Below are 23,979 nucleotides of genomic sequence, written 5' to 3'. Positions count from 1 at the left end.
TTCAAACGTATAGGTTAATTATAAATGTTGATCCCTCGCCTTCTTTCGTTTCCACTTTCAATTCGCCCCCATGTGCTTTTACAATATCATAACTCAATGATAAGCCCAAACCTGTGCCTTGCCCAGTTGGCTTGGTAGTGAAGAAAGGTTGAAATATTTTATCCAAAACTTTTTGAGGAATGCCGTTGCCATTGTCTTTTACACTTATCTCAACTTTTCCATTTATCTTTTTTGTACTTATTGAAACAGTCGGTTCATAATTTTCAACGCCAGATTTTTTCTTTTCGTCAACAACGTAGAATGCATTGGTAATTAAATTCAAGATCACTCTTCCGATATCCTGTGGAATGATATTGATATTGCCAACGCCTGCATCAAAATCAGTTTTTAATGTGGCATTGAACGTTTTGTCTTTTGCTCTTAAGCCATGATAAGCTAATCTTAAATACTCATCTGCTAATGCATTAATGTTAACGGGTTCTTTTTGCCCGCTGCTGCTACGGCTATGTTGCAACATGCCTTTTACAATACCGTCGGCACGTTTGCCGTGATGATTTATTTTTAGTTCATTTTCCCTGATGTCTTTTGCAATTGCTTTTACTTCATCTAAATTCCCTTTGTCAGCCTCTTCAGTTAATTCATCAATTAATTCTGTATTTACTTCACTAAAATTATTGACGAAGTTTAAAGGGTTTTGAATTTCGTGTGCAATGCCTGCAGTGAGTTCGCCCAGGGAAGCCATTTTTTCTGATTGGATCAATTGGGATTGGGTTGACTTTAAATTGTCCAATGTTTTTTCCAGTACTTTATTGTCTTTTTGTTTGGATTTAAAACGATAGTAGATAACACCTGCTAAAAGTAATACGAGTGCCACAATACCAAAGGAGAAATTCCTGGTAAGGGAGGATACTTTGTTTTCGCCTTGCAGCTTTGTAATGGAAATTTCTTTATCATTCATTTCCTGTTCGGTTTCAAAACTCAGGGAACGATATTTACTTTGATCGGCCTGTAAACTATCCTGCAGGCCTACATACAACTTGTAAGATTGCGAAGCCTTTTCATAATTACCAGACTGTTCATATAATGTTGCCATTAGTTTATAATCTCTCAGCACATCTAAACGAATGCCCTGTACCCGTTCAATATCTTTATGTAAAAAATCAATAGCATCTGTGATCCTGTTTTGTTTTATCCTCAGCAATGCCCTGAAGTAATCCGGAGCAACCGTGCCCGCTCTTGCATTTACTGGTACTTTGTATTCGGTAACAAGCCGCCAGGATTCATTCAGCAATGCTTCTGCTTCCTGTAAGGAATCAGTCTGCATTTTATAAAATGCCTTTATCTGAAGTCCATAAGCCACAAAGTCGTATTTATTGGGTGCATAATTAAGCCCAAGGTTTATGAAATAGTCAACACTATCCGTTTGGCCCAATAATATTTTTGCATGTGCTATGTACGTTGGTGTATTTGCTAAAGTCACTATCTGGTTTTTATTTTTTAGCAACTCGGTAAATACAATCTGTTGATATTTTAATGACTCTACATAATCACCTTTCTGAAAATAATACACGCCCACTACTCCGATATTATTGAACATGATGTTTCTTCCAACAGGGTCGGCAAAGGGGTAAGTGGAATTGTCATTTTTTTCGGTGCTGTCGGTATAGCTAACAGACTTCTTCATATTATAAATGGCAAGGTCCATCAGGCCGGTGGTTCGGTAAAATCCTCCCAGCACATAATAGCAACTGGCGAGGCCTGCAGAATCGTTAGTGAGTTTATATTCTTTTAATTTTTCGTTGAAATAGGTAAAGCCTTCGCCAAGCAAGACGGAATTGCGGTAAGGGATTCTTAATTGCTTTAAAAAGCCAAAACTTAAAAATGAAGCATGGGGCACTTTACTTTTTTTCAGTAGTTCATAATTATACTTGCCGTATGCAATGGCCCTCACCTTATCTGTTGCAATCAGGCTGTTCATGATGCTGAACTTTACCCTGTACATAAAATAAGGATCGCCCTCGTTAATTAAATTATTAGCTGTTTTTTCTAATACAGTAATATTAGTTTCGTTTAAAGTGGCTTTTTCAAGCTGCGTCATTAAAGCATCAAAAGAAGTGGTGTCTACTCGGCTAGAGACCTTAATGGTTTGTAATATACTGGTTATTGAATCTACTGTGCTTTGCTGTGCCATTACAACGGGTGCAAACCAACAGCAAATAACAGGAAGCAATAATCGTAAAATTAATTTTTTGTAGTTCATTATTTTAGATGGGTAATTTAATGGTGAATGTTGTGCCGTTACCTTCTGTTGTATCTACCAGCAACTCACCGCCATGTGCTTTTATAATATCATAGGCCAGTGATAAACCTAAACCGGTTCCTTGTCCTGTTGGCTTGGTAGTAAAGAAGGGCTGAAAGATTTTATCAACAATGTTTTTTGGAATGCCATTGCCGTTGTCTGTAACTTTTATTTCAACCTTTCCGTTAATCTTCTTTGTACTTATTGAAACAGTTGGTTCATAATTTTCAATTCCTGATTTCTTTTTCTCATCAACAACATAGAATGCATTGGTAATTAAATTCAACAATACCCTTCCCATATCCTGTGGAATGATAATGATGTTGCCAAGGGTTTCATCAAAATCTGTTTTTAAAGTAGCGTTGAAAGATTTGTCTTTTGCTCTTAAACCATGATAAGCTAATCGCAGATATTCGTCTGCCAGTTTATTGATATCGGTAGGTTCTTTTTTGCCGCTACTGGTTTGACTGTGTTGCAGCATGCCTTTTACAATGGCATCGGCACGTTTGCCATGATGGTTTATTTTTTCTAGATTTTGTTTGATGTCTGATGAAATGGCTTTTGCTTCTTCAATATCTCCTTTGTTTAATTCTTCATTCATTTCATCAATCAATTCATTACTTACCTCGCTAAAGTTGTTGACGAAATTCAACGGGTTTTGAATTTCGTGTGCAATACCAGCGGTGAGTTCGCCCAGTGATGCCATTTTTTCGGCCTGGATAAGTTGGGATTGGGTGGATTTTAATTCCTGCAAAGCCGCATCAGCCTTATCTTTCTGCAGATCGGTTTCAGCTTTTTGTATTTGTAATAAATTGTAGGCTTTCTGTTTTTGCCGGTTGTTGCGATAGATGAGCAAAATGATTACAACGGCTACAGCAATACTGATAAACAAAATGTACATCCTTCTTTTATTTTCAGTTTCTGTACGCTGTTTTTCTTCCTTTTGCAACCGGATCTGCTCATCTAATGTTAAACGCTGAAAGGCAGCAAGCCTTTTTAATTTACTGGCTGTTAAGCTATCCTTTACTGTTAGTGCAAGCTGCAGGTATTTGTTTGTGCTGTCAGTATTCCTTTTCAGCGAAAAAGCTGCGGCAAGGTCCTGGTAAACCTTGCCAAGGTTTAAATCCCTTGATGAAAAAGTAGTAACAGCGCCCAGAGATTTCAATACTGCAAGATTCTTAGTAGCATAATACAGTGATGAATCGGCATTATTTTTAGCCTGGTAGTAATTGGTAAGACTTTCATAAACACCTCCCACAACGGTAAAATTAGCTCCCGGTATGGCATATTGAAGCGACTTGTGATAATAAGTCAATGCCAGGGTATCCATTTTTTTTTGCCAGTAAATATCTCCGATAACGGAATATATATTGGCGAGGTATTTGGAAATGCCACCACGAATTCCGGACGCTTCGCCTTCCCTGGCATATAGTAATGCCGAATCAGGCTGATTCAATATCAGGTAATTTGTGGCCAGTACCATATCGGCTACAGTAACCCGAAAGTTGTTACCGATTTCTAAACCAATTCTTCTGCCTTCCTTAAAATAATGCAAACTCTCATTACTACCTGTTTGCAATTTCAAATGCCCGTACATGTGATTGAGCATAGATAAAGTGATCTGACGACTTTTGCCTGCTGTGTTGAACGGGGTAAGTTCCCAGGTGTCTGCATCTTTGCATGTTGTAGCAATTTGCATCGCTTCAGTAAGATTAGTGAGTGCTTCATTAACACGGCCAAGATAAATTTGCTGATAAGCCATTTGACCTTGCAAATAGGCTTCTTCGATCTTACGGTTGTATTTTTTTGCAATCGTATAGCGGAGTTGAGCATAGTGCAATGCAGAATCACGGTTGGTTTCTTCATAGAAAGTATAAATAGCCCTGGAAACTTTAAATTTTACTGAATCATTCGGAGCTTGCTGAAAAGTAATCTGCAAACTGTCGGGCAGAATTTGTTGCGCCTTTACTCCAGATAAAAGTGATACCAATAATAGTATGATAATGCAATGCTTCATTTTTAAAAGGAATTTGGTATTTCAACAATAAACTCAGTTCCTTGCCCTTCTTTCGTTTCCACCTTCAAGTCGCCGCCATGCGCTTTTACAATATCATACGCCAATGATAACCCCAATCCAGTTCCCTGGCCAGTTGGTTTGGTGGTAAAAAAAGGTTGAAAGATTTTATCGATGATATTATTTGGAATGCCATTGCCGTTGTCGGTTACTTTTATCTCTACTTTATTATTTATCTTTTTTGTAGTTACTGAAACGGTTGGTTCGTAGAGGGATGTGAAGTTTTCAAAACCTGACTTCTCTGCCGAAGCCTTTTTCTTTTCAGCAACCACATAAAAGGCATTCGTAATTAAATTCAAGATAACCCTGCCAATATCCTGTGGTATGATATTTATTTTTTCCAGTGTTTCATCATACTCAGTATTTAAAGTGGCGTTGAAGGATTTATCTTTTGCACGTAAACCATGGTATGCCAATCGCAAATATTCATCTGTCAGTTTATTAATATCGGTGCGTTCTTTTGTGGCACTGCTGCTACGGGAATGCTGGAGCATTCCCTTTACTATTGCATCGGCTCGTTTGCCATGATGATTTATTTTTTCTAAATTTTTTTTGATGTCATCAGCAATTAATTTTGCTTCTTCCAGGTCACCCTTTTCAATTTCTGCATTCATTTCATCCATCAGCTCATTACTTACTTCGCTAAAATTGTTGACGAAGTTCAACGGATTCTGAATTTCGTGTGCAATGCCTGCGGTGAGCTCTCCCAATGAAGCCATCTTTTCTGATTGTATCAGTTGCGTTTGTGTGGCACGTAATTCGGTCAACGCATCTTCGGCACGCTTTTTTTCTGTTTGCAGTTTTATTAAATCTTCTTCTGCCTGCAGTGCATGTGCTTCTGCAATTTTCAAATCATTAAAGCGGGTGAAAGTGAGGTTGAATACAGCTGCAAAACGTTCTAATAGTTGTATCGTTTCATTACCTTGTCCGTCGGGCGAAGCCATGCCGATAAACCCTTTGCTGAAATACGCCACACTTTGTACTCGCCGCTTTTGAGTCAGCCCGCCTTTGAAAGGAATATGCATAACATTATTCAGGTAATCAAAATAATCTTCCAGTTCTTTTCCCTGCATATCTACTATCACCGATCTTTCTTTTGCCTTCCAGCCATCGAAAAGTTTTTTTACCGAAATATTTTCATTTTTATTGAACATGAATTTTTTTCCTACATGCGTACCATCTTCATCAGTGGCCCACATTTCCATATCACCGGTTGCTTCTTTTACAATGCCTATATATAAACGGTTAGGCTCAATACCCAAACTGATTAATTGCCTGAATACTTCAGCTGCAGTTTCTGCCAGCTCATCACTTTTTTGCATGGCCAGGGTACGGCTTCTCACACGTTCCAAAGCTGCTTCAATCTTTGCTTCCCTTGCCTGTGCTTCTGCTTTTTCCAGATCAAGAAAGCGGGTATAAGTGCCATCAAATACTGCTGCAAACCGCTCCAATGTTTTGATGGTTTCCTGTGGTACAGGCAAAGCTGATGAAATGGAAATATGCCCCTTTGAAAAATAAGCAATGCTGATCACCCTGCGCCCTTCTGTGTCTTTACTACTGATAGTAACACCACTCATTTTGTTGCGGTAATTGATCCATCCCTCCAGTGTTTCGCCGGTAAGATCAACCACCAGCGATTTTTTTCCCGCTTTCCATGCTGCTACTGAAGGTTTCACTACGGTTGGTTCTTCCATATCCAGGAGAAAAGAACGATTTTCCTGCCCGCCGTTTCCTGCCCAGTTGGTTACCCTGAAATCTACCAACCCTTCGGCTTCATTATATATACCAATGGTAACCTGGTATACACTATCCGTTCCTAATTTTTTAAACTCATTAAAAAGAACAACTGCAGTTTCCTGCAATTCATTACTGCTTTGCATGGCCATTGTTCTGCTGCGTACTTTTTCCAATGCGGCTTCTATCTGTGCCTCTTTTGCCTGTGCTTCTGCTTTTTGCAGATCGAGAAAACGGGTGTATGCCTGCTCGAAAACCCTTCCAAATCGTTCCAGTATTTCTAGCTCGGCTTCAGTAATTTCATTAACACTAACCGTTTGGAGTCCACTATATTTAAAGAAAGTAAAGCCTGCCACATATCTTTTGAGTGCTTTGTTTGCATCCTGAACGTGCTTTGGAAAACGCCTGAATTCAGTTTGTGAATAAAGGTATTCATCATAAATCTTTTTCTCTTCTCCTTCAAGGGTATAAACAAACCGCTTGTCCTGCGCTTTCCAGGCATTCCACATAGCCCGATGAAAGTCGTAGTCTTCAAACTTCATGTAATAAGATTCAGCATCTTTTCCAGTTTCAGGATTGGCTGCCCAAACCGTATTCGATAAATCATCGCCATTGATAAGGTTGATGATGCAAAAAGTAAGTGAGAACTCCAGTTTGGTAAATTCCTGGAGCAAAGTGTCCACCACTGTCGATAATTCTGAAGAGTGATGCATGGCAAGGCTTCTTGATCTTATTCTTTCCAAAGCAGCTTCTATTTGCGCTTCCCTTGCCTGTGCTTCTGCTTTTTGCAGATCGAGAAAGCGGGTATAGGTCTGTTGAAACACTTTGGTAAAACGTAACATAATATCTGTTTGCTCCGCAGATAATTTTATACCGCCTACAATCAAAACATACCCTTCTTTAAAATAAAAATTATGCAGAAACAATTTTGCAGGTGAAATAGCAATTAGCTGAGCAGCGCTTAGCGGAAAGTTGGTACTGCGTTCTGCAATAAAAGTCTGGTGTTTGATAGTTTCATCTTTATCCATTTCCACTATAAAAAAGGGATTGCCTTTCTTCCAGTTTTCAACTACCTGTTGCAGGTGAATAGTTTCGTTATGCGGAATGATAATGGGAAGCGGCAATATTTTTTTGGTGGATGGATTGGGTGTGTAATTCAATCCATTTTTTTCTTCCTTGTCTATTAAAACATAACCTGCGGTTAAGCTTTCTATATCCAGTTTTTGCATTTCTACAAAAAGAATTTCAGCAGCTTCTAACAGCTCATCACTTTTGTGCATGGCCATACTCCTGCTGCGAACCCGCTCCAAAGCAGCTTCAATTCTTGCTTCCTGGGCCTGTGCTTCTGCTTTTTGCAGATCGAGAAAACGGGTGTAGGCACGTTCAAACTCTGTGGCAAAACGATCCAATATTTTCTTTTCATCGGCTGTAAGATCATTTTCAAGTATCACACCAAAGCAACCATACTTCATAAATGCTTCTACATAATATAAACCATTGGTAAAATATGCAGGCGTTAATTTTTCAACACCATCAATTAATTCCTGCCATGCAGCAAAATAACTTTGTACTCCTCCAGGCGGTACCGCGTAAGAAAAAACAGGGTCACCACTTTTCCAGTCAATTAAACATTGCGCTGTTGCAGGTTCGTTTCTATCAAGCGGATAAGTGACCGATTTACTTTTAAAAACAGTACTATCATTTTTCTCCTCTGCCCATGCAGCCCAAAATATATGGTTGCTTTTTTCTTCATCGGGCAACCATAAAAAAGAAAATGCTGAAGGGATGCCCAGCAATAAAACCTGCTCATGAAAAACACGTAAAGTATCATCCAGTTCTTTCGAGTGCTGCATGATCATACTTTGTGTACGGCCACGTTCCAGTGCCAGTTGAATTTGTGCTTCTCTTGATTGCGCTTCTGCTTTTTGCAGATCAAGAAAACGGGTATAGGTCTGTTCAAAAACTTTTCCAAAACGCATCAGTGTAATATTCTCCTCAACGCTATAAGGAGTACCGGAAAAGTTTTCAATATACAGACCAATATTGTCTAACAATACGGTTGATGCGGCCAGCCCGGGGCAGTTTAAATAAAATTCTTTTGATGCCTGGGGTAACCCGGGAACATAGGATAAAAGCTCCTGGTAAAATTTGTTCTTTTCTTCAAAATTCAAATGGGTGGCAAAGAAATCTGCGCTATTTTCTTTTGCTTCATTAAATTGAGTTGCCCAAACAGACTCAAAATAAGGATGCGATATTTCAGCAGGAATATCCTGTTCATCAGCAATCCAAAAATGCCAATCGCCTTTAGGGGTATAGTCAATAACAAAACCGGCATGGTCGAGATGAATGTTTAAATGCCTGATTTGCTGATAAACAATTTTGATTACTTCTTTAAGCTCTTCGCTTTTTTGCATGCCCATTGTTCTTGCACGCACTCTTTCCAATGCTGCTTCAATCTTTGCTTCCCTGGCCTGCGCTTCTGCCTTTTGCAGATCGAGAAAACGGGTATACGTCTGTTCAAATACTATTGCAAAGCGTTGTAATATGCTGGCATATTCTTCAGTAAGCTCTTCTGGTCCCCAGGTTAAAGCACCATGGCTCATGTAAGCAATTGAAAAAACAACAGGGTCCAATGCTGCCATCCACTGTTTTGTTTCTTCTGGGAATTTTTTAAAATCGGTTTGAGAAAACATTACCGCATCATATGCTTTCTTATTTTCTCCGGATAATTTTATTACCGCATATTTTTCCCGATTTTTCCATTGCGCTAACTGGGCGTCGATAAAGGGATGGTTAAAATAATTTACCTGGTAACTTTCCGGGTATAGCTTTTGTGCAAAGCCCCCTACCCAATGCTGCATATTGCCTGTTGCTGCATCCATGATAACGATAGTACAGGCACCATAATTAATATCCAGTAATTGTAATTGTTCATACATGGTAGCCACCACTTCACGCAACTCATCACTTTTTTGCATGGCCATTGTTTTGGCACGCACTCTTTCTAATGCCAGTTCTACCTGTGCTTCTTTTGATTGCGCTTCTGCTTTTTGCAGATCGAGAAAACGGGTATAGGTTTGATCGAACACATTACCAAAACGTTTGAATATATCATGGCTTTCGGGCACCGGTTCATAAGTGATAAATAAAAGAAAGCCCTGTGAAAAGAAGACCAGGTGAAATATCTGGAATGCAGGAAGTGAACCACCATCAGCAATAAATTTGTTGAGCATATCACCCACTACCGGCAGCCGGCACATATATTTATAATGCGATACAATTGCGTTGCCACCTATTTCCTCCACATAAAAAGTTTCACCTCTTTTCCAGGCATCATAAAAATGAATGAAGGAAGGATCTTCGGTAACCGGTGCCCGAAAGGGTTGTTGAATAATACCAGCGCTGCTCATCCATAGCGTGATGGCCTGGTGATCGTTATCCCAGATACAATAACCGGCACTCCAGGCAGGCATGCCCAATGTTTGCATTTGCTGAAATAAAATATTAGCTGCATCAGGTAGTTCGTTACTCAGCTGCATCGCCATTGTTCTTGCACGCACTCTTTCCAATGCCAGTTGAATTTGTGCTTCACGTGCCTGAGCTTCTGCATTGGCTACATCCACATATCTTCTGTAAGCAAAATCAAACACATTACGGAAGCGTTTCAGCACATTTAATTTTTCTTCTGTAATTCCGCTGAAAGTTGAAATACCTATTGAACCGGCGCCAATAGAATAGAAATAATAATACAGTTCATCGGTGCTTTCAATCCTCGGGTCATCTTTTTCGCCGATCTTTTTCCTGAAATCTTTCCAGTCTTCTAAATCTTTGCCTTTAAAATACGTTTCAGAAAAAGCATCACCGGCACTTCTCATCTGCCTGATCTGTTTTTCAATTACCGGGTGAATATCATACCTTAAATGATTAATGCTTTTGCCCAACGCATCAGAATAATCGTAATTGATAAAAGTACCTTTTTCATCATCATGTATATTCACCATTGCATTCCTCATTTCTTCAAAACCTAAACTGTACAGTTCTTTATACAATGCTTCGCAGATGCCTGTAAGCTCCTCCGCTTTACGCATACCCATTGCCTGCGCACGTACTCTTTCCAGCGATGCTTCTATCTGCGCCTCTCTTGATTGCGCAATAGCTTTTTCAATATCCTGGTAACGGCGGTAGGATAAATCAAATACTTTAAGGAAACGCTGAAACAATTTCAATGCCTCATCGCTTAAAGGAGCGTATGTTGAAATACCTAAAGCAACGGGCCCCAGCGAATGCCAGTAGTAGCTGAGTGAAGTAGCATTTTCTAAATAACTATCAATGAAAACGTTGGTGGATCTTTGATAGTGCAGCCAGTCTTTAACTTCTTTACCAACGATATGCGTAGTATACACTTCGCCCTTGCCTTTAAACATTTGCTCAGCAAAAGCAGCAGCTACTTCGTGATTGGTATAAACGGTTTCTGTAACCAATGTTTTATCATGCTTTGCATAAAATTCATAGTTCATATAAGTGCCACGCACAGGATAAAATATAGCGGTTTGCACATTGCGTATTTCTTTTACCCCCAATAATTGTAATTGCACTGCAATGGTTTTACAAACCTCCAGCATAGCATCGGGTTTGTTCATGCTCATGGCAACTGTTCTTACCCGTTCCAGTGAAGATTCAATTTCCAGCTCCCGGTTTTGTGCTTCTGCAGCTTTTCTTTTTTGTTCCAGCTCTTCAATGGTTTCTTCTAAAAGAATGGCGGTAGTGCGTTTAACCTTTTCCGTTAGATCGAGTTTAAAACTGGTGATCTCAAACTCTTTATCGGCATCTTTTACAGATTTTACCAGGGCATTTTTTTCTTCAACAGATAAAGTTTTATCCTGCTCTATAAAACTCAATATATTTTTAAGGTGGGTATTCATTTTTCTATAGAATTTCTTTGATCAAATTATTCTTTTCCATAACCAGGTTGCGCTTTAAGTGCCAAGGGGTTCTTTTTCTTTCAATGCCACACAACAAGTGGTAAGGTTATGCATTTCTAAATTTCCTCCTGTTGCCCTGCCCAGTTCTGCATTGGAGAACATGCCTGCCATAGGTACGTTCCATACATTTTTTACTCCCTCCAGTTCTTTACTCATCAGCGGCCCAAGTGAAAGTATTCTACCTGCACAACTAAACACCACCAATGCATCCGCTTCCGGCATTTCAGTATCCTTTAAATTTTGAACTGCTTTTACTACTTTTTCCATCACATCCCAATCGGGAGGTAATGAAAACCGAACTTTAGCACCCTGGGGAACAGCGCCGCTTGTATAAAATGAATGATCAGTCCAGTCTACCTGCAGGCCGGGCCGCATAATGGGATCGCCTTGCTCTCTTTGTAACTGCAGCGGAAAATTAGCAGCTATTTCAACCAGCAGATTATTATTTTCAGGAGTTACATTTTCGAGCCCGCCATATTTGGCAGTTATATCCAAAACAGGAATGTTATCTACCGTGTACACATGATTACCTTCACTTTTTGTCACAATTTTTTCGGTGCCTACCGCTTTCCATCCACAAGTGGCAATACCTTTTATCTCCACTTTTGTTTCATCCACAGCAATACATACCATAGCATTACCGCTGTCTCTTCCGTTGGTAAAAACAAACGTTTTTGTAAAAGAATAATCATCACCGGCAGCACCGCCATAGGCATTTACCTGTGGGCCGGCAATATCTTCAATGCCATGTAATATTTCTTCACCATCGGCTGTGGAATGGCTGGTACCAAGTAAAAATGCAGGAATTGAAAATTTCTTAATGGCCTTTTGAGCAATGGCGCTTGAAATTTCCCGGTAATTTTTTTCAGGATATTCCTCAAAATAGATTTGAAAATAATCTTTGTTCATATCCAGCAACAATATAGCCGCTGAATTTTTTTCCGGTTCTTCATCAATAAACTCACCATTGGTGGTGCAGCCAAATATGGCAATACCTGCTTCATCCAGTAATTCACTGATGGCTTTTCTGTCCTGGCTTTTTGAAATAAAACAGATAGCCAGGGTGGGTTTAAAACCATCTGCCATGCTTTGCTGCAATCCTGTTTTAATTTCATCTGTAGATTTTCCTTTTATCGATTTTGCCTGCATGTGTTTGCTTTTTTATTCGTGGTATGATCATGAATTATTTTTTCTGTAATGTTTTAATGATAGGATCTTCAACGGGTGTTTTTATTTTTATGATACTGTCTAACTGATCGTTAGGAATGGTAGCAGATAAAATATACTGCTGCAGTTTCCAGTCGCTGTCTTGCTTTACCAATACACCTGAGCCCCGGCAGATTTTCATTTGTGTATTTAATAATTCATCAAACCAGGCCAGGGTGCCGGTTTTATCAAAATAGATATGGCGTTCCAGGGCGGTAAAATTCCAGGCATGGCCTTTATCAAAAATGGGTTTTGCCCAGGCCATAAATGCTTTTTTATCCCAGCGTTCTGTAGCATCGGTGCCGGCGAATATGGCATCATCGGTATAATAACCAAAGTATTTATTAAAGTCGGCCTTTGCTGCGGCTGCATTAAACGAATCCAGCAATGCTGCAACCTGCTTTTCGTTGTTTACTTCAGTTGTGGCATTGTTGTTTTTACAGGCAGCAAAAAATAAGGTAACAGCAATGGTAATAGCAATAATTACAACATTGCTTCTTAAGGTTTGTTTCATTTGTTGTTTTTATATTAATATCGGGACCTGCACTAATAATCTATGTGGCTACAGGCGGTTAAATAAAACGGGGAGGGGATCTGCAATGCAATTGCAGGATTCTTACAGAGGATATTCAATCAGTATTTACAACAGGTACCGGAAAATTTATTCTACGATATTCATTAATTCTTTCAGGTAAGCCTGTTTTACGGGCTCTTTTTTTTCTTTGCAGTAAGCCGTAAAATAATGGTGGGTTTGCAAAAAAGCGATCTGCATTTTATCCCAGGCAGTTTTCGTTAATGATGGGGTGAGTGATTGTAATTCTTTAAATAAACTTTCTGCTTTTTCTGTTACACAGATGGTACCTAAATATTCAAGATCGGCATCTGCAATGATTTCTTCCAGTTTATTTTTTGGCAATTGCGGTACTTTGGTAGCCATTATCATACCGCATATTTTTTTGATATCGTTGTCAGAAAAACCATATTCAGGTAAATATTTTATGGCCAGTTTGCAGCTGGCTTCTTCGTGGCCGGTGTAAGAATTGATATAGCCGGTATCATGCCATAATGCCGCAGCGCTCAGTAATTCCATTTCTTTTTCGGTACAGTTTTGATGCCTGCCTATCTGTATCGCTTTTTCCTGCACATACAAAGTGTGTTCGTGATTGTGATAGTAGTAACATACCGGAAGATTATCTTTCAGCAGGTCTGTCACAAACTCCTTCATGTGCAGTTTACTTTGCATGCGCTTTTGCTTTTAAGATGCCACCACTTGCCTCTTTTATACTTTGCACATAAATAAACGCTTTGGGATCTATTTCTATTATCGCTTCCTGGATTTGTTTTATTTCCAGCCGGGTAACGATGGTAACAATAATGTCACTTTCTGTACGCACTTCAAAACTGCCCGGTAAATAACCCCTTTCGCCTTTGTATACGGTAATGCCTTTGCCCAGGTCGTTCACCAATAAACTTTTTACTTCTTCGGGCATGCTGCAGATGATGTTCATGGCTGTGAATTCTTCAATACCATCAACCACATAATTGGTGGCACGGGATGCGGTAAAATAAGTGATGATGGAATACATGGCAGTTTCGATACCCAGTTCAAAAGCGGCTACTGCGAAAATGAGGGTGTTGATGAGCATGATGATCTCACTATTGGAAAAACCGGTTTTTCTTCCCGTGAATACTGCAATTACTTCGGCACCATCAATAACACCACCGCCACGAATAACAAGCCCGACACCAGTACCCATTAAAATACCACCAAAAGTTGCAATGAGTAATTTATCTGTGGTAACAGCATGTATATGTACAAAAAGCAAACCTATGGAAAGTAGTATCACCGCAATGGAAGTTTGTACTGCAAAGGTCTTTCCAATTCTTCTATAACCTAAATACACAAACAACACATTTAGAATGATGACCAGGAAACTGATATTAAAATGAAATAACTCGTACAATAAAATGGAGATACCGGTAATGCCGCCATCCATAAAGCTGTTGGGTATCATAAAGCCCTTCATGGCTAAAACAGCCAGCGAAGTGCCTAATAATATCAGCAGCAGGTTTTTGGGCGACCACACTGTTTTCCAGTCCACCGCATCATTTTTATGTTTCCTGTTCATTGTAGCAATATTGTTTTGTGTTTTGGTTTGTAAGTTACCAATCTCTTTTGATTTTTTAACGGTAGCTGTTATAACCCTGACGGCGGTTATAAACCCCGTCAGCGGTTAAAAGCCCTGCCAACGGTTTTTTGTAAACGTTCTCCTTCTTTTTTAAGTTACTCAATGTTTTTCTTTTTTATAAATAAATGCCGATCACCAATGCCACCATGCTGATGATGGCAAAGATGATCAACAGCGGCATAATAAATTTAAACCAGGTCTTTAAACTAATATTAACCATGGCAAGCGATGGTAATATCAGCCCGGTAGGCGCCAGGAAAGACATGAGGCACATACCATACATATAAGAATTTACAATTTCTCGGCCCGGCACACGCACCAGTATAGCCAATGCGCCAATAATGGGCATGGTTAATACCGCCATACCCGAAGAGGATTGTATGAAAATGGAAAACACCACATAAAACAATAACAGCAACAAAATAAAAAATGCCGGTTGTATACCCTGCACCATATTGGCAGCATAATACAAAATAGAATCGCTTACGTGGCCATCGTTTAAAATGATAGTAACGCCCCTGGCTACACCAATGATAAAGGCAACCGACAGTAAACTTGCTGCGCCGTTAATAAATTCACGGATAAATACTTTTTCGTTGAGGCCGGTTATTAAAGCCACCAGTATGGAAGAGCCGAGAAAGAGTGCAGACATTTCCGTTGTCCACCAACCTAAAAACACCACACCGCCAATCATGGTTAAGAAAGTAACGATGTAGATGAGCAATAATAATTTTGTTTTTCCCTCCAGTTCAGGGGCACTGGTTTCGTTGCTGATATTTATTTCGTACAATGGTTTTACCTCGCCATCAATTTTAAATACCAGGGAAGCGGTGGGATCTTTTTTTATTTTAGCCGCATAGCGTAAAATATACCACACCAATAATGCAGTAACGATTACCCAGAGTACGAGGCGCTCACCAAGGCCGTCCATCCAGTTGATACCTGCTGCATTGGATGCAATGATGACAGAAAATGGATTGGAGAAAGCGGGAAGCGAACCAATGGTAGTGCCCCCGAAAATAATGGCCAGCGGTACCAGCAGATCATAACCTGCAGCCAGGAAAAGTGGTACCAGTATCGGATAAAAGATAATTGCTTCTTCATACATGCCATAGGAGCCGGCGAAAAAAGAAAATACAATAGTGAGAATAGCGATGAGCCATTGTTCACGGCCTTTCATGGTATGTGCCAGCCAGGTAATGCCTTTTACCATGGCACCGGTTTCGTTAAACACAAACATAAAGCCGCCGATAACAAGAACGAATAAAATAATTTCCACACTATCTACAATGCCTTTGATGGGAGCCTGCAAAATACTAATGAAACCCTGCTGGTTTCTTTTTTGTTTGGTAAAAGAACCGGGTACTGATACGGGTTTGCGTATATCACCGGCAATAAATTTATCTATTTTTATTTGTATGCCCAGGCTGTCTAATGTTTGTTGCGTAAGCGGCAGTATGATCTCATTGGTATCGGTAACCATTGTAAAATTCTTACCACTTACTGCAAGTTTATTGTACTGCCCGGCAGGCAATAACCAGGTGCCTGCAGCAGCCAGTATGATCACTAACATTAAAATGGGTATCGGCCCCGGGAACGCTCTTTTGTTTGCCATGCTTACTTAATTTTTATCTAACTGCTCTATTATTTTTTTCATTGGTCAATAAAATATTTAAGCATAGATTTTCAAGGTCATCTATTTAATACGGTTATATTTTTTCAACACATCAATCACCAACTGATGCGGTAATGCATAAGCCTTGTTGCCATTGATACCTTCCATAGTTTCTGCGGCTACCATCGCATTAATGATGGCTTCTTCCACGGCCTGTACAGTAGCATCAAATAGCGGATTGATCATATCATTGGGCAATACTTCTACTTTAGTAAAATTATCTCTTTGAAAAGCAGATGGATTGGCGGTTGAAAAAGTAATGAAGATGTCGCCGGAACCATTCTCTCCGCGGCCGCCCACTTTACCCACACCCAGCGCCACCCTTGCCGCAATTCTTTTTAACTGGTGTGGTAATAATGGTGCATCAGTGGCTAATACCACAATGATAGAACCATCACCCGGCTGGTATGATGGCGGCGCTTTAAATTCATAATTCATGGTGTCTTTTAATTCCTTACCTACAGGCACACCCGCAATGGTAAAATTTCTTTTCGAACCAAAGTTGGATTGTACCAATACACCAACTGTATAGGCAGAGTCTTTAATTTTTATTACCCTTGATGAGGTACCCGTACCACCTTTAAACCCCAGGCACATCATACCCGTGCCACCGCCTACATTGCCTTCTTTAATAAAACCGCTCTTTGCACTGTCCAATGCTTCATAGGCATTTTCTTCTTTTACATGAAAACCGTAAATGTCATTTAAAAAACCATCATAAGTTTCTGCCACTACGGGATAAGTGTACCAGAAATCCTCTTTGTACCAGCCCGTTTTTACAAACCATTTTAATACCGCATCTCTAACCACACCCACGCTGTTGGTATTGGTGATCATGATGGGGGTTTCTAAAAAACGGGATTCTGTTATCCATGTAGTACCTGTCATTTCTCCATTACCATTTAGTGTATACCAGTTGGCATATACAGGATTATTATTTCTGCCTCTTGGTAAAACAGCGGTTACGCCTGTACGTGCCGGGCCTTTGCCACGAATGTTTTTTCCTTCGCCGGTGATGATGGTACTATAACCCACTTCCACACCTTTTACATCGGTGATGGCATTGAATTTTCCGGGTGTTCCATCAAAGGGAATACCTATATCTCTTGCACGGGGTTGTTGAGCGTCACTTGTAAACTGAATTAAAATAAGTAACAGTAGTGTTATAATAATTTTCATAACGATTAATTGTTTTACTATTGGCAGTGAAGACACTGCTATGATGATTTTTTTATAAATAACTCAGCCACCATTTTTCTTTATGACTGGTCTTATACTTATCGTACCATTTACATAAAGGGTATAATGCAATTACTACTGCAGCCCAGATACCGTACACCACCCATAAACTATAACCTTCGCCGGGTACAGCAAATTTAAACGGAATACCAGGCGCCCCTTTCATACCCTCTGCCAGGCTATGGCCTCTTGATAAATAGCAACCTACTTCAATAATGTGCAGTAAATAAAAATGCAACACGTAATAGAAGAATGGCACCCGGCCATATACAATAATTATCCTGGAAATACGGTTGCCGGTGTTTTTTACCAGTGCTAAAAAGATCAATCCACAACCCACCGTAGCACAGGTATACAATAAAGAAGGCGGATACTTGGTTACATTCATAAAAGAAAGAAAAGTATATACACCATCTTTTTGTGACGACCAATGAGAAGGGTCACCATAAACATTGGTTGCTCTTAACGCAGCAAAAAACAGCAATGCACCAGTACCGGTAAACAACAATATTTTTTTTCTGCGTTCAGCATCCACATCGCTGAAAATTTTGCCGGCGCAATAACCCAGCAACATCAGACCCGTCCATGGTAAGAAAGGATAAAATACCCCCAGTATATGGTTGCCCCATAAATGCAACATACCGGGTTTGTGTAAAAAAATCCAGAATTCATTTACATTTCCCATACTTTTAGCTTCGGCAAAATCCAGCATATTGTGGCCGAACACAATTAATACACCTGCAATAAGAATTACATTAAAGGGTAACCATATCATCAATCCTAAAATAACCATGCTGATACCAATAGACCAGATGGTTTGCAGTACAAAGATGCCAAAGTGAATATCGCCGGTAATACCAAGCGTAATAACGGTAAGCTCTAAAAATACCAGCCATATACCACGGGTAATTAAAAAGCGGCTAAGCGCTGCAGTGGTTTTTCGCCGGCTTTGCAACCATGCCGATACGCCTGAAAGAAAAACAAATGTGGGCGCACAAAAATGCGTGACCCACCTGGTAAAATATAAAAATGGCGTGGTGGTAGTTACATTGAGTGGGTCGCCGGTAAGCGCTTCGTTATGAAAAAAATCACGGGTATGATCGAGTGCCATGATGATCATAACAAGGCCACGAAGCAGATCGATGGATTCGATTCTTTTGTTGTTAGGAAGTGACGGTTGTTGCATACAAGTACTTTTATACTATTTTATTTATTTTTCATGGTGGGTAAAGACACTGCTACAGGTTTTATTTATAGATAACTCAGCCACCATTTTTCTTTATGACTGGTTTTATACCTATCGTACCATTTACATAAAGGATACAACATAACCACAATGCTTATCCAAACCAGGTATACAATGCCTAAATTAAAACCGTATCCTTTGAGCTTGGTGGACGACCATAAAGGTTGCTCCAATAACCATATCCTGAAACCAAAATGGGTGAACCAGCCAGCAGCCAGCAGGGTAAATAAATGCACCAGGAAAATATGCAGTATATAATAGAACATGGGAACACGGCCATAAATACTTACCATTTTTGAAACCCTGTTGTTTACATTTTCTGTTACAGCAAGAAAAAGTATAGCAGGCCCCAGTGTCATTAAAACATATAATAAAGAAGGAGGGTATTTGGTGACCTTAATAAATGAAAGCGCCGTGTACCATGCAGATGGTTGGCTGCTCCAGTGAGCAGCATCGCCGTATACATTGATAAAGCGGAGCAAAATAAATGCTACAATTGCCCCGCTGCCAATGCGCAGTAATAATTTTTTTCTTTTTGCTGCATCAAAATCTTTGCTATACAAAATACCAAGGCAATAGCCCAATGCCATTACCCCAATCCATGGTAAAGCGGGATATCCTACAAGAATATTTTTTCCATACCAGGTGAAGAAATTGGGTTGGTGCACTAATGCCCAGCCAAAAGCAGGTAAATTATTTCCGTTTACATGAACACCATCTAAAAGGTTATGGCCTGCCACCAGTACAATACCAATAGCCAGTATCAATTTAAAAGGCAAATGAATTAAACCTGCAAGAGCGATCATGCTTATCCCTAATGCCCATATCACAATAAAATAAAAATTAGAAAAGGTAATATCGAAATTCCATTCTAAACCAATCAATGTGAGTTCAAGAAAGATAAGCCATAAACCACGTGATAAAAGAAAAAGCGATAACTCTTTTTTGGTTTTCTTTTGCCCCGAAATACAGGCAGCGGTACCAGCCAGGAACATAAATACAGGTGCACAAAAATGCGTGATCCACCTGGTAAAAAATAATACGGTGCTGGTTTTGTCAAGGTCAAGCGGATTGTACATAAAGGCATCGTCATGAAAATAATCTCTTACATGATCCAACGCCATGATGATCATAACCAGGCCACGAAGCAGATCGATAGACCCGATCCTTTTGCTGGTAAGTTGTAATGGTTGTTGCATGATCATATTTTTTTCGTTGGTGGGTGAAGACACCGGCCGCGGCACAATTTTTTATTCTAAATGATATTCCTTTTGTAAATAAGCGATCAGTTCTGCACCTGCAGTTTTCAACTCTTCATCGGCACCCAGTACCCCTTTTTTGGTACCACGCATGTACACTGCAAACACAGCTAATTGCTGCAGCATTTCTTTGTCCATGGTTCGCAATGGCGGATTATCTTTAATACGCAATATCTCATCCCTGTTGCCTTCCATGCTAACAAGCACTATAGGATCAAAGATTTTTGCCACCGCTTTTTTATATTCGGTGAATTCCGTTTCATTAATTGATTCCAGTAAACGCACCAGCGGAAATTTTTCGTAGTAGGTCATGATTTTGTTAGAAGCTTCCAGTTGCCGTATCAACCTGAAATTGCCCGAGTTCTTTAACTGCTCAAACGTTCTGCTGTTATTGACCAGGGGTTTTAGCCTGGGTGCCAGCCTTACTAAAAAATACAATTCGCCGGTACGATCAGCAATTTGCGATGGCGTATTTAAAATGGTGGTTAGTGTGTCCATCATGGCAATACCGTTTTTTACCCAGGTAATGTTTTGCGATAATACATCCTGGTCGCTTTTTAAATCTGCCACCATCGATTCTATGTATTGTTTTTCGCGATGGTGTTCGATAGTTTGTTCTAATTGATACTCGGCTAAAAAACCGCAGAATACTGCCAGGAATAGCATAAAGAATTCCCAGAAATATTCCTTCCATGTTTTTTTACCGTGGCCCGGGTGTGTATGATGATGTACTTCCATGTTGTCGATTTCAGATTGTTGATTTTGAATTTCAGATTGTTGTGCTATTGCACCCGCAATCGGTTGAAAAGTTTCACCATTCACGTCTGACGATTCACCATTCACGTCTTCCGGTATGTTTGTATTTTCCTCCATTACTAAGCGATTGAATTTGTTTTTTTCATTGGTTGCCATTTTTTATAGGTAGCACTGCGCCACAACCATTCCAGCGGACCGTAGTTAAAATATTTTAACCAGGCAGTACTAAGAATGATCTGGATAATGAAGAACCCGATACCCAGGATCGTATACCAGAATGGTCCTACCTGTCCGCCATATCCAAGGCCTGGGCCTAGAAAAACAAAATTGCCGGTAAGGGATTGCAGGATATAATTGCTGAAGGCCATCTTACCCACTGGCGCAAGCACAGATAATATTTTTTTACCTGCAGTTGTTTGAAAACTGAGCATGAAGAGTGCAACGTATACCATGGCCAGTTCTGCCACACCAAATGCATAGGCAATGGTTTCGTAAAAGCCATTTATTTTAAGTCCGAAATAATCTCCTTCAAAATTTGACATGTAATATGCCAGGAAATAATTGGCAGGCAATCCCACTATCAACCCGATACCAATTACCCAATACAATATCTTTTTATGCTGTGCAATATTTTTATAAAAATCAGAACGCCCTACTACATAACCTACCAGGAACATACCTAACACTTTGGGAATACGGCTTACAAAAAATAAATAACTATACCTGTAAAAAAAGCCGGCCATGTTTCCTTTTAATACATCGAACCAGCTGGCATTTTTCATTACTTCCATATACTCTGCCTGGCTTGTAATATCTTTCAGCTTCGGATTTAACTTTATATCTGCCCAATTGCCCAGTGCCTGCAATTTTTGAGCAGGATAGTTAAGGTCCGGGTAGGTCCTTTTAAGCCAATACAATAAAATGGGAGAAAGCATCAGTATGGCTCCTGTTATCAATAATGTTTGGTTAGAAAATTTGCGCAATGGCAGCAGCAGAAATCCCAGCAGGGCATAAAAGAAAACAATATCTCCCGGCCAGATCATTAAATGAATAAAGCCAAGCAGTAACATAAAATATAGTCTCCGCCTTACCGTTGGTATGGCATTTATACCTTTATCGATACCTCTTTTTACCTGCAGTGCAATACCCCACCCAAATAATAAGCTGAAAATAGAATAGAATTTTCCTTCAATAAACATATGGTGCAGAAAACTCATGGTATGATCCGGTCCGGGTGCCAGCAAAGGGCCGCTTAAATGCGCCTCCTCGCTATAGCCACTAAAACCGCTACCCAGGTTGGCAATAAAAATGCCGAGGATGGCAAAGCCACGCAACACATCCATAAAAGTTTCTCTCTCACTGGTTTGAACAGGATTTAAGGTTTGCATATTTTCTGTCTGATTTTATTTTAGGATAAGCCGAAGGCAGGTTAAAGCAGATTTGCAAGGGGTTGGACAAGGTTTTGTAAGATAATAAACTACAGCGGGATTACTTTCATATTCCATAAAGTTTATTACTAGCTGGCACTATTTATTTTAATCCGGCATTCTAATTAATCCCAACTTTACTATTTACCAATTCAAATATTTTTTTCATGATTGTATTATTGAAATGTATTGCTGTTGATTTTTAACTTCGTTTGATCAATGTTGAGTGCAGGTGTTTTACTTTCCATTGTTTTTTTAGCTTCACTAAAACTACTGTTTCCAACCATTGTGCTGTCGATTGTTTTCCATCCCTGGTTACTACCGACTGCAGCCGGTAACTAACCCATGCCATAGCTTTATCTATATCAGTGTTAATGAACTCAAAACTATTGGTACGTTTAAAATCTGTTGATTGGTTCAATGTAATGGCTTTCAATATAAGTGTATCTATAGTCCAAACCTGGCCATATTCATACAGGGTAATATCCGCAGTGCTGTAATTTTTCAGATTGACAGAATCACGGTTGGATAATGCGTCAAACAATTTTATAACTGTTTGCTGTACGTCCTGCTGACGGGGCGTTAATATTTCCTGCGCCATTAACGCCGTTGAAAATAAAAAGGTAATGAGCAGCAGTGGTATTTTTTTCATTTGATAAAATTTTATAAATAACTCAGCCATTTCTTTTCAGGATGACTGCTCTTGTACCTGTCGTACCATTTGCACAAAGGATATAATGCAATTACAACAGTAAGCCAGATGGCATAAGCTGTTGCAAGGCTATACCCTTCGCCGGGGGCAACAAATTTCCACGGCATACCCGGCACACCTTTTAATCCATCGGCAACGTTGTGGCCACGGGATAGGTACAACACAATATTGATCGTACTGAGTACATAAAAATGAATGATATAATAGAACATAGGTACCCTGCCATACACAATAAATATTTTTGAAAAACGGCTTCGGGTTTGCTTAACCAATCCAAGAAAGATGAGTGCAGGGCCAATGGTGGCACACATGTACAATAATGATGGCGGATATTTTTGCACATTCATAAAAGACAAAAAAGTATACACGGCATTTTTTTGCTCTGACCAATGCAAAGGATCGCCATACCTGTTTGTATAACGCAGCACTGCAAAAAATGCCAGTAAGCCCAATCCTGTTCCAATAAGAATTTTACTTCGTTTAGCAGGCTCGTATGTAGTAAACACTTTACCAAAACAATATCCCAGCATCATTAATCCACTCCAGGAAAGAAATGGATAAAATATAAATAAATGATGTCCATCCCACAGCGGAATATCAGCTTGCCTGTGCAACAGGCTCCACCAAAATGGATAAGCACCCTGGTGATTCACTTCTGCAAAATCAATTGCGTTATGCCCGAGAACGATCACCAGTCCAGTTATTAAAATTGCATAAAAAGGTAACCAGATCATCAACCCCAGTATGGCCATGCTGATACCAATTGCCCAAAGTGTTTGTATAATAAAATAACTGAAATGAATATCACCGGTAGTACCTAATGTTATAATAATAAGATCAACCAATATTAGCCAAAGCCCACGGGTAATTAAAAACCGGCTCAATTCTTTTTTTGTTTTTCTGCCATTCTGTAACCATGCCGATACACCAGACAGGAATAAAAAAATGGGAGCACAAAAATGAGTGACCCATCTTGTGAAAAACAAAAACGGTGTGGTAGTATCCAGATTCAACGGATCATCGATCAGGGCTGCTTTATGAAAATAATCCCTGCTATGATCCAGCGCCATAATGATCATGATGATACCACGAAGCAGATCGATGGATTCTATCCGGTTCTTTTTAATGAGTGTAGTCATGGATGAGGTGTTGATAATTTTTAATTAGTAAATGGACTATAC

At 39.6% G+C, this 23,979-nt stretch carries 15 protein-coding genes; all 15 read right to left on the bottom strand.

Features of this window, described 5'->3' with window-relative positions; genetic code table 11:
* Position 1: 1 nt before the first annotated feature.
* Complete coding sequence (locus ACYVM0_RS24660; RefSeq protein WP_460561709.1) at positions 2–2,260, bottom strand: sensor histidine kinase; 2,259 nt, start codon at positions 2,258–2,260, stop codon at positions 2–4.
* Positions 2,261–2,264: 4 nt separating this feature from the next.
* Positions 2,265–4,316, bottom strand: a complete 2,052-nt coding sequence (locus ACYVM0_RS24655) for a sensor histidine kinase (protein WP_460561707.1) — start codon at positions 4,314–4,316, stop codon at positions 2,265–2,267.
* 2 nt (positions 4,317–4,318) lie between these two features.
* Positions 4,319–11,029: a sensor histidine kinase gene (locus ACYVM0_RS24650; protein ID WP_460561705.1), complete on the bottom strand. Its 6,711-nt coding sequence runs from the start codon at positions 11,027–11,029 to the stop codon at positions 4,319–4,321.
* Positions 11,030–11,083: 54 nt separating this feature from the next.
* The gene (locus ACYVM0_RS24645; protein WP_460561703.1) at positions 11,084–12,238 is read right to left on the bottom strand and encodes an FIST signal transduction protein; all 1,155 of its coding nucleotides are present in this window, start codon (positions 12,236–12,238) and stop codon (positions 11,084–11,086) included.
* 34 nt (positions 12,239–12,272) lie between these two features.
* Positions 12,273–12,809, bottom strand: coding sequence for a nuclear transport factor 2 family protein (locus ACYVM0_RS24640; protein WP_460561701.1), 537 nt, complete (start codon positions 12,807–12,809; stop codon positions 12,273–12,275).
* Between the two features lie 147 nt (positions 12,810–12,956).
* Positions 12,957–13,538, bottom strand: coding sequence for an HD domain-containing protein (locus ACYVM0_RS24635; RefSeq protein WP_460561699.1), 582 nt, complete (start codon positions 13,536–13,538; stop codon positions 12,957–12,959).
* A complete protein-coding gene (locus ACYVM0_RS24630; RefSeq protein WP_460561697.1) occupies positions 13,528–14,424 on the bottom strand; it encodes a YitT family protein in 897 nt (298 codons plus the stop codon). Before ACYVM0_RS24630 ends, ACYVM0_RS24635 begins: the two co-directional genes overlap by 11 nt.
* A gap of 175 nt (positions 14,425–14,599) precedes the next feature.
* Positions 14,600–16,099 carry a YfcC family protein gene (locus ACYVM0_RS24625; RefSeq protein WP_460561695.1) on the bottom strand — a complete coding sequence of 500 codons (1,500 nt, stop codon included), beginning with the start codon at positions 16,097–16,099 and terminating at the stop codon, positions 14,600–14,602.
* Between the two features lie 81 nt (positions 16,100–16,180).
* Complete coding sequence (locus ACYVM0_RS24620) at positions 16,181–17,338, bottom strand: DmpA family aminopeptidase (RefSeq protein WP_460561692.1); 1,158 nt, start codon at positions 17,336–17,338, stop codon at positions 16,181–16,183.
* Between the two features lie 52 nt (positions 17,339–17,390).
* Positions 17,391–18,584 (bottom strand): DUF1624 domain-containing protein, encoded by a 1,194-nt coding sequence (locus tag ACYVM0_RS24615; protein WP_460561690.1) that lies wholly within the window; start codon positions 18,582–18,584, stop codon positions 17,391–17,393.
* Between the two features lie 65 nt (positions 18,585–18,649).
* A complete protein-coding gene (locus ACYVM0_RS24610; RefSeq protein ID WP_460561688.1) occupies positions 18,650–19,843 on the bottom strand; it encodes a DUF1624 domain-containing protein in 1,194 nt (397 codons plus the stop codon).
* 51 nt (positions 19,844–19,894) lie between these two features.
* Entirely contained in the window at positions 19,895–20,815 is a 921-nt protein-coding gene (locus ACYVM0_RS24605) for a hypothetical protein (protein WP_460561686.1), read from the bottom strand.
* Positions 20,779–22,047, bottom strand: a complete 1,269-nt coding sequence (locus tag ACYVM0_RS24600; protein WP_460561684.1) for a DUF418 domain-containing protein — start codon at positions 22,045–22,047, stop codon at positions 20,779–20,781. The genes ACYVM0_RS24605 and ACYVM0_RS24600 overlap by 37 nt, the downstream gene beginning before the upstream one ends.
* Before the next feature lie 241 nt (positions 22,048–22,288).
* Positions 22,289–22,738, bottom strand: a complete 450-nt coding sequence (locus ACYVM0_RS24595; protein WP_460561682.1) for a nuclear transport factor 2 family protein — start codon at positions 22,736–22,738, stop codon at positions 22,289–22,291.
* Positions 22,739–22,749: 11 nt separating this feature from the next.
* Positions 22,750–23,937 carry a DUF1624 domain-containing protein gene (locus ACYVM0_RS24590; protein WP_460561680.1) on the bottom strand — a complete coding sequence of 396 codons (1,188 nt, stop codon included), beginning with the start codon at positions 23,935–23,937 and terminating at the stop codon, positions 22,750–22,752.
* Positions 23,938–23,979: the final 42 nt, after the last annotated feature.

The organism is Ferruginibacter profundus (assembly GCF_054783275.1).
This window is presented reverse-complemented; position numbering and strand designations above follow the sequence as displayed.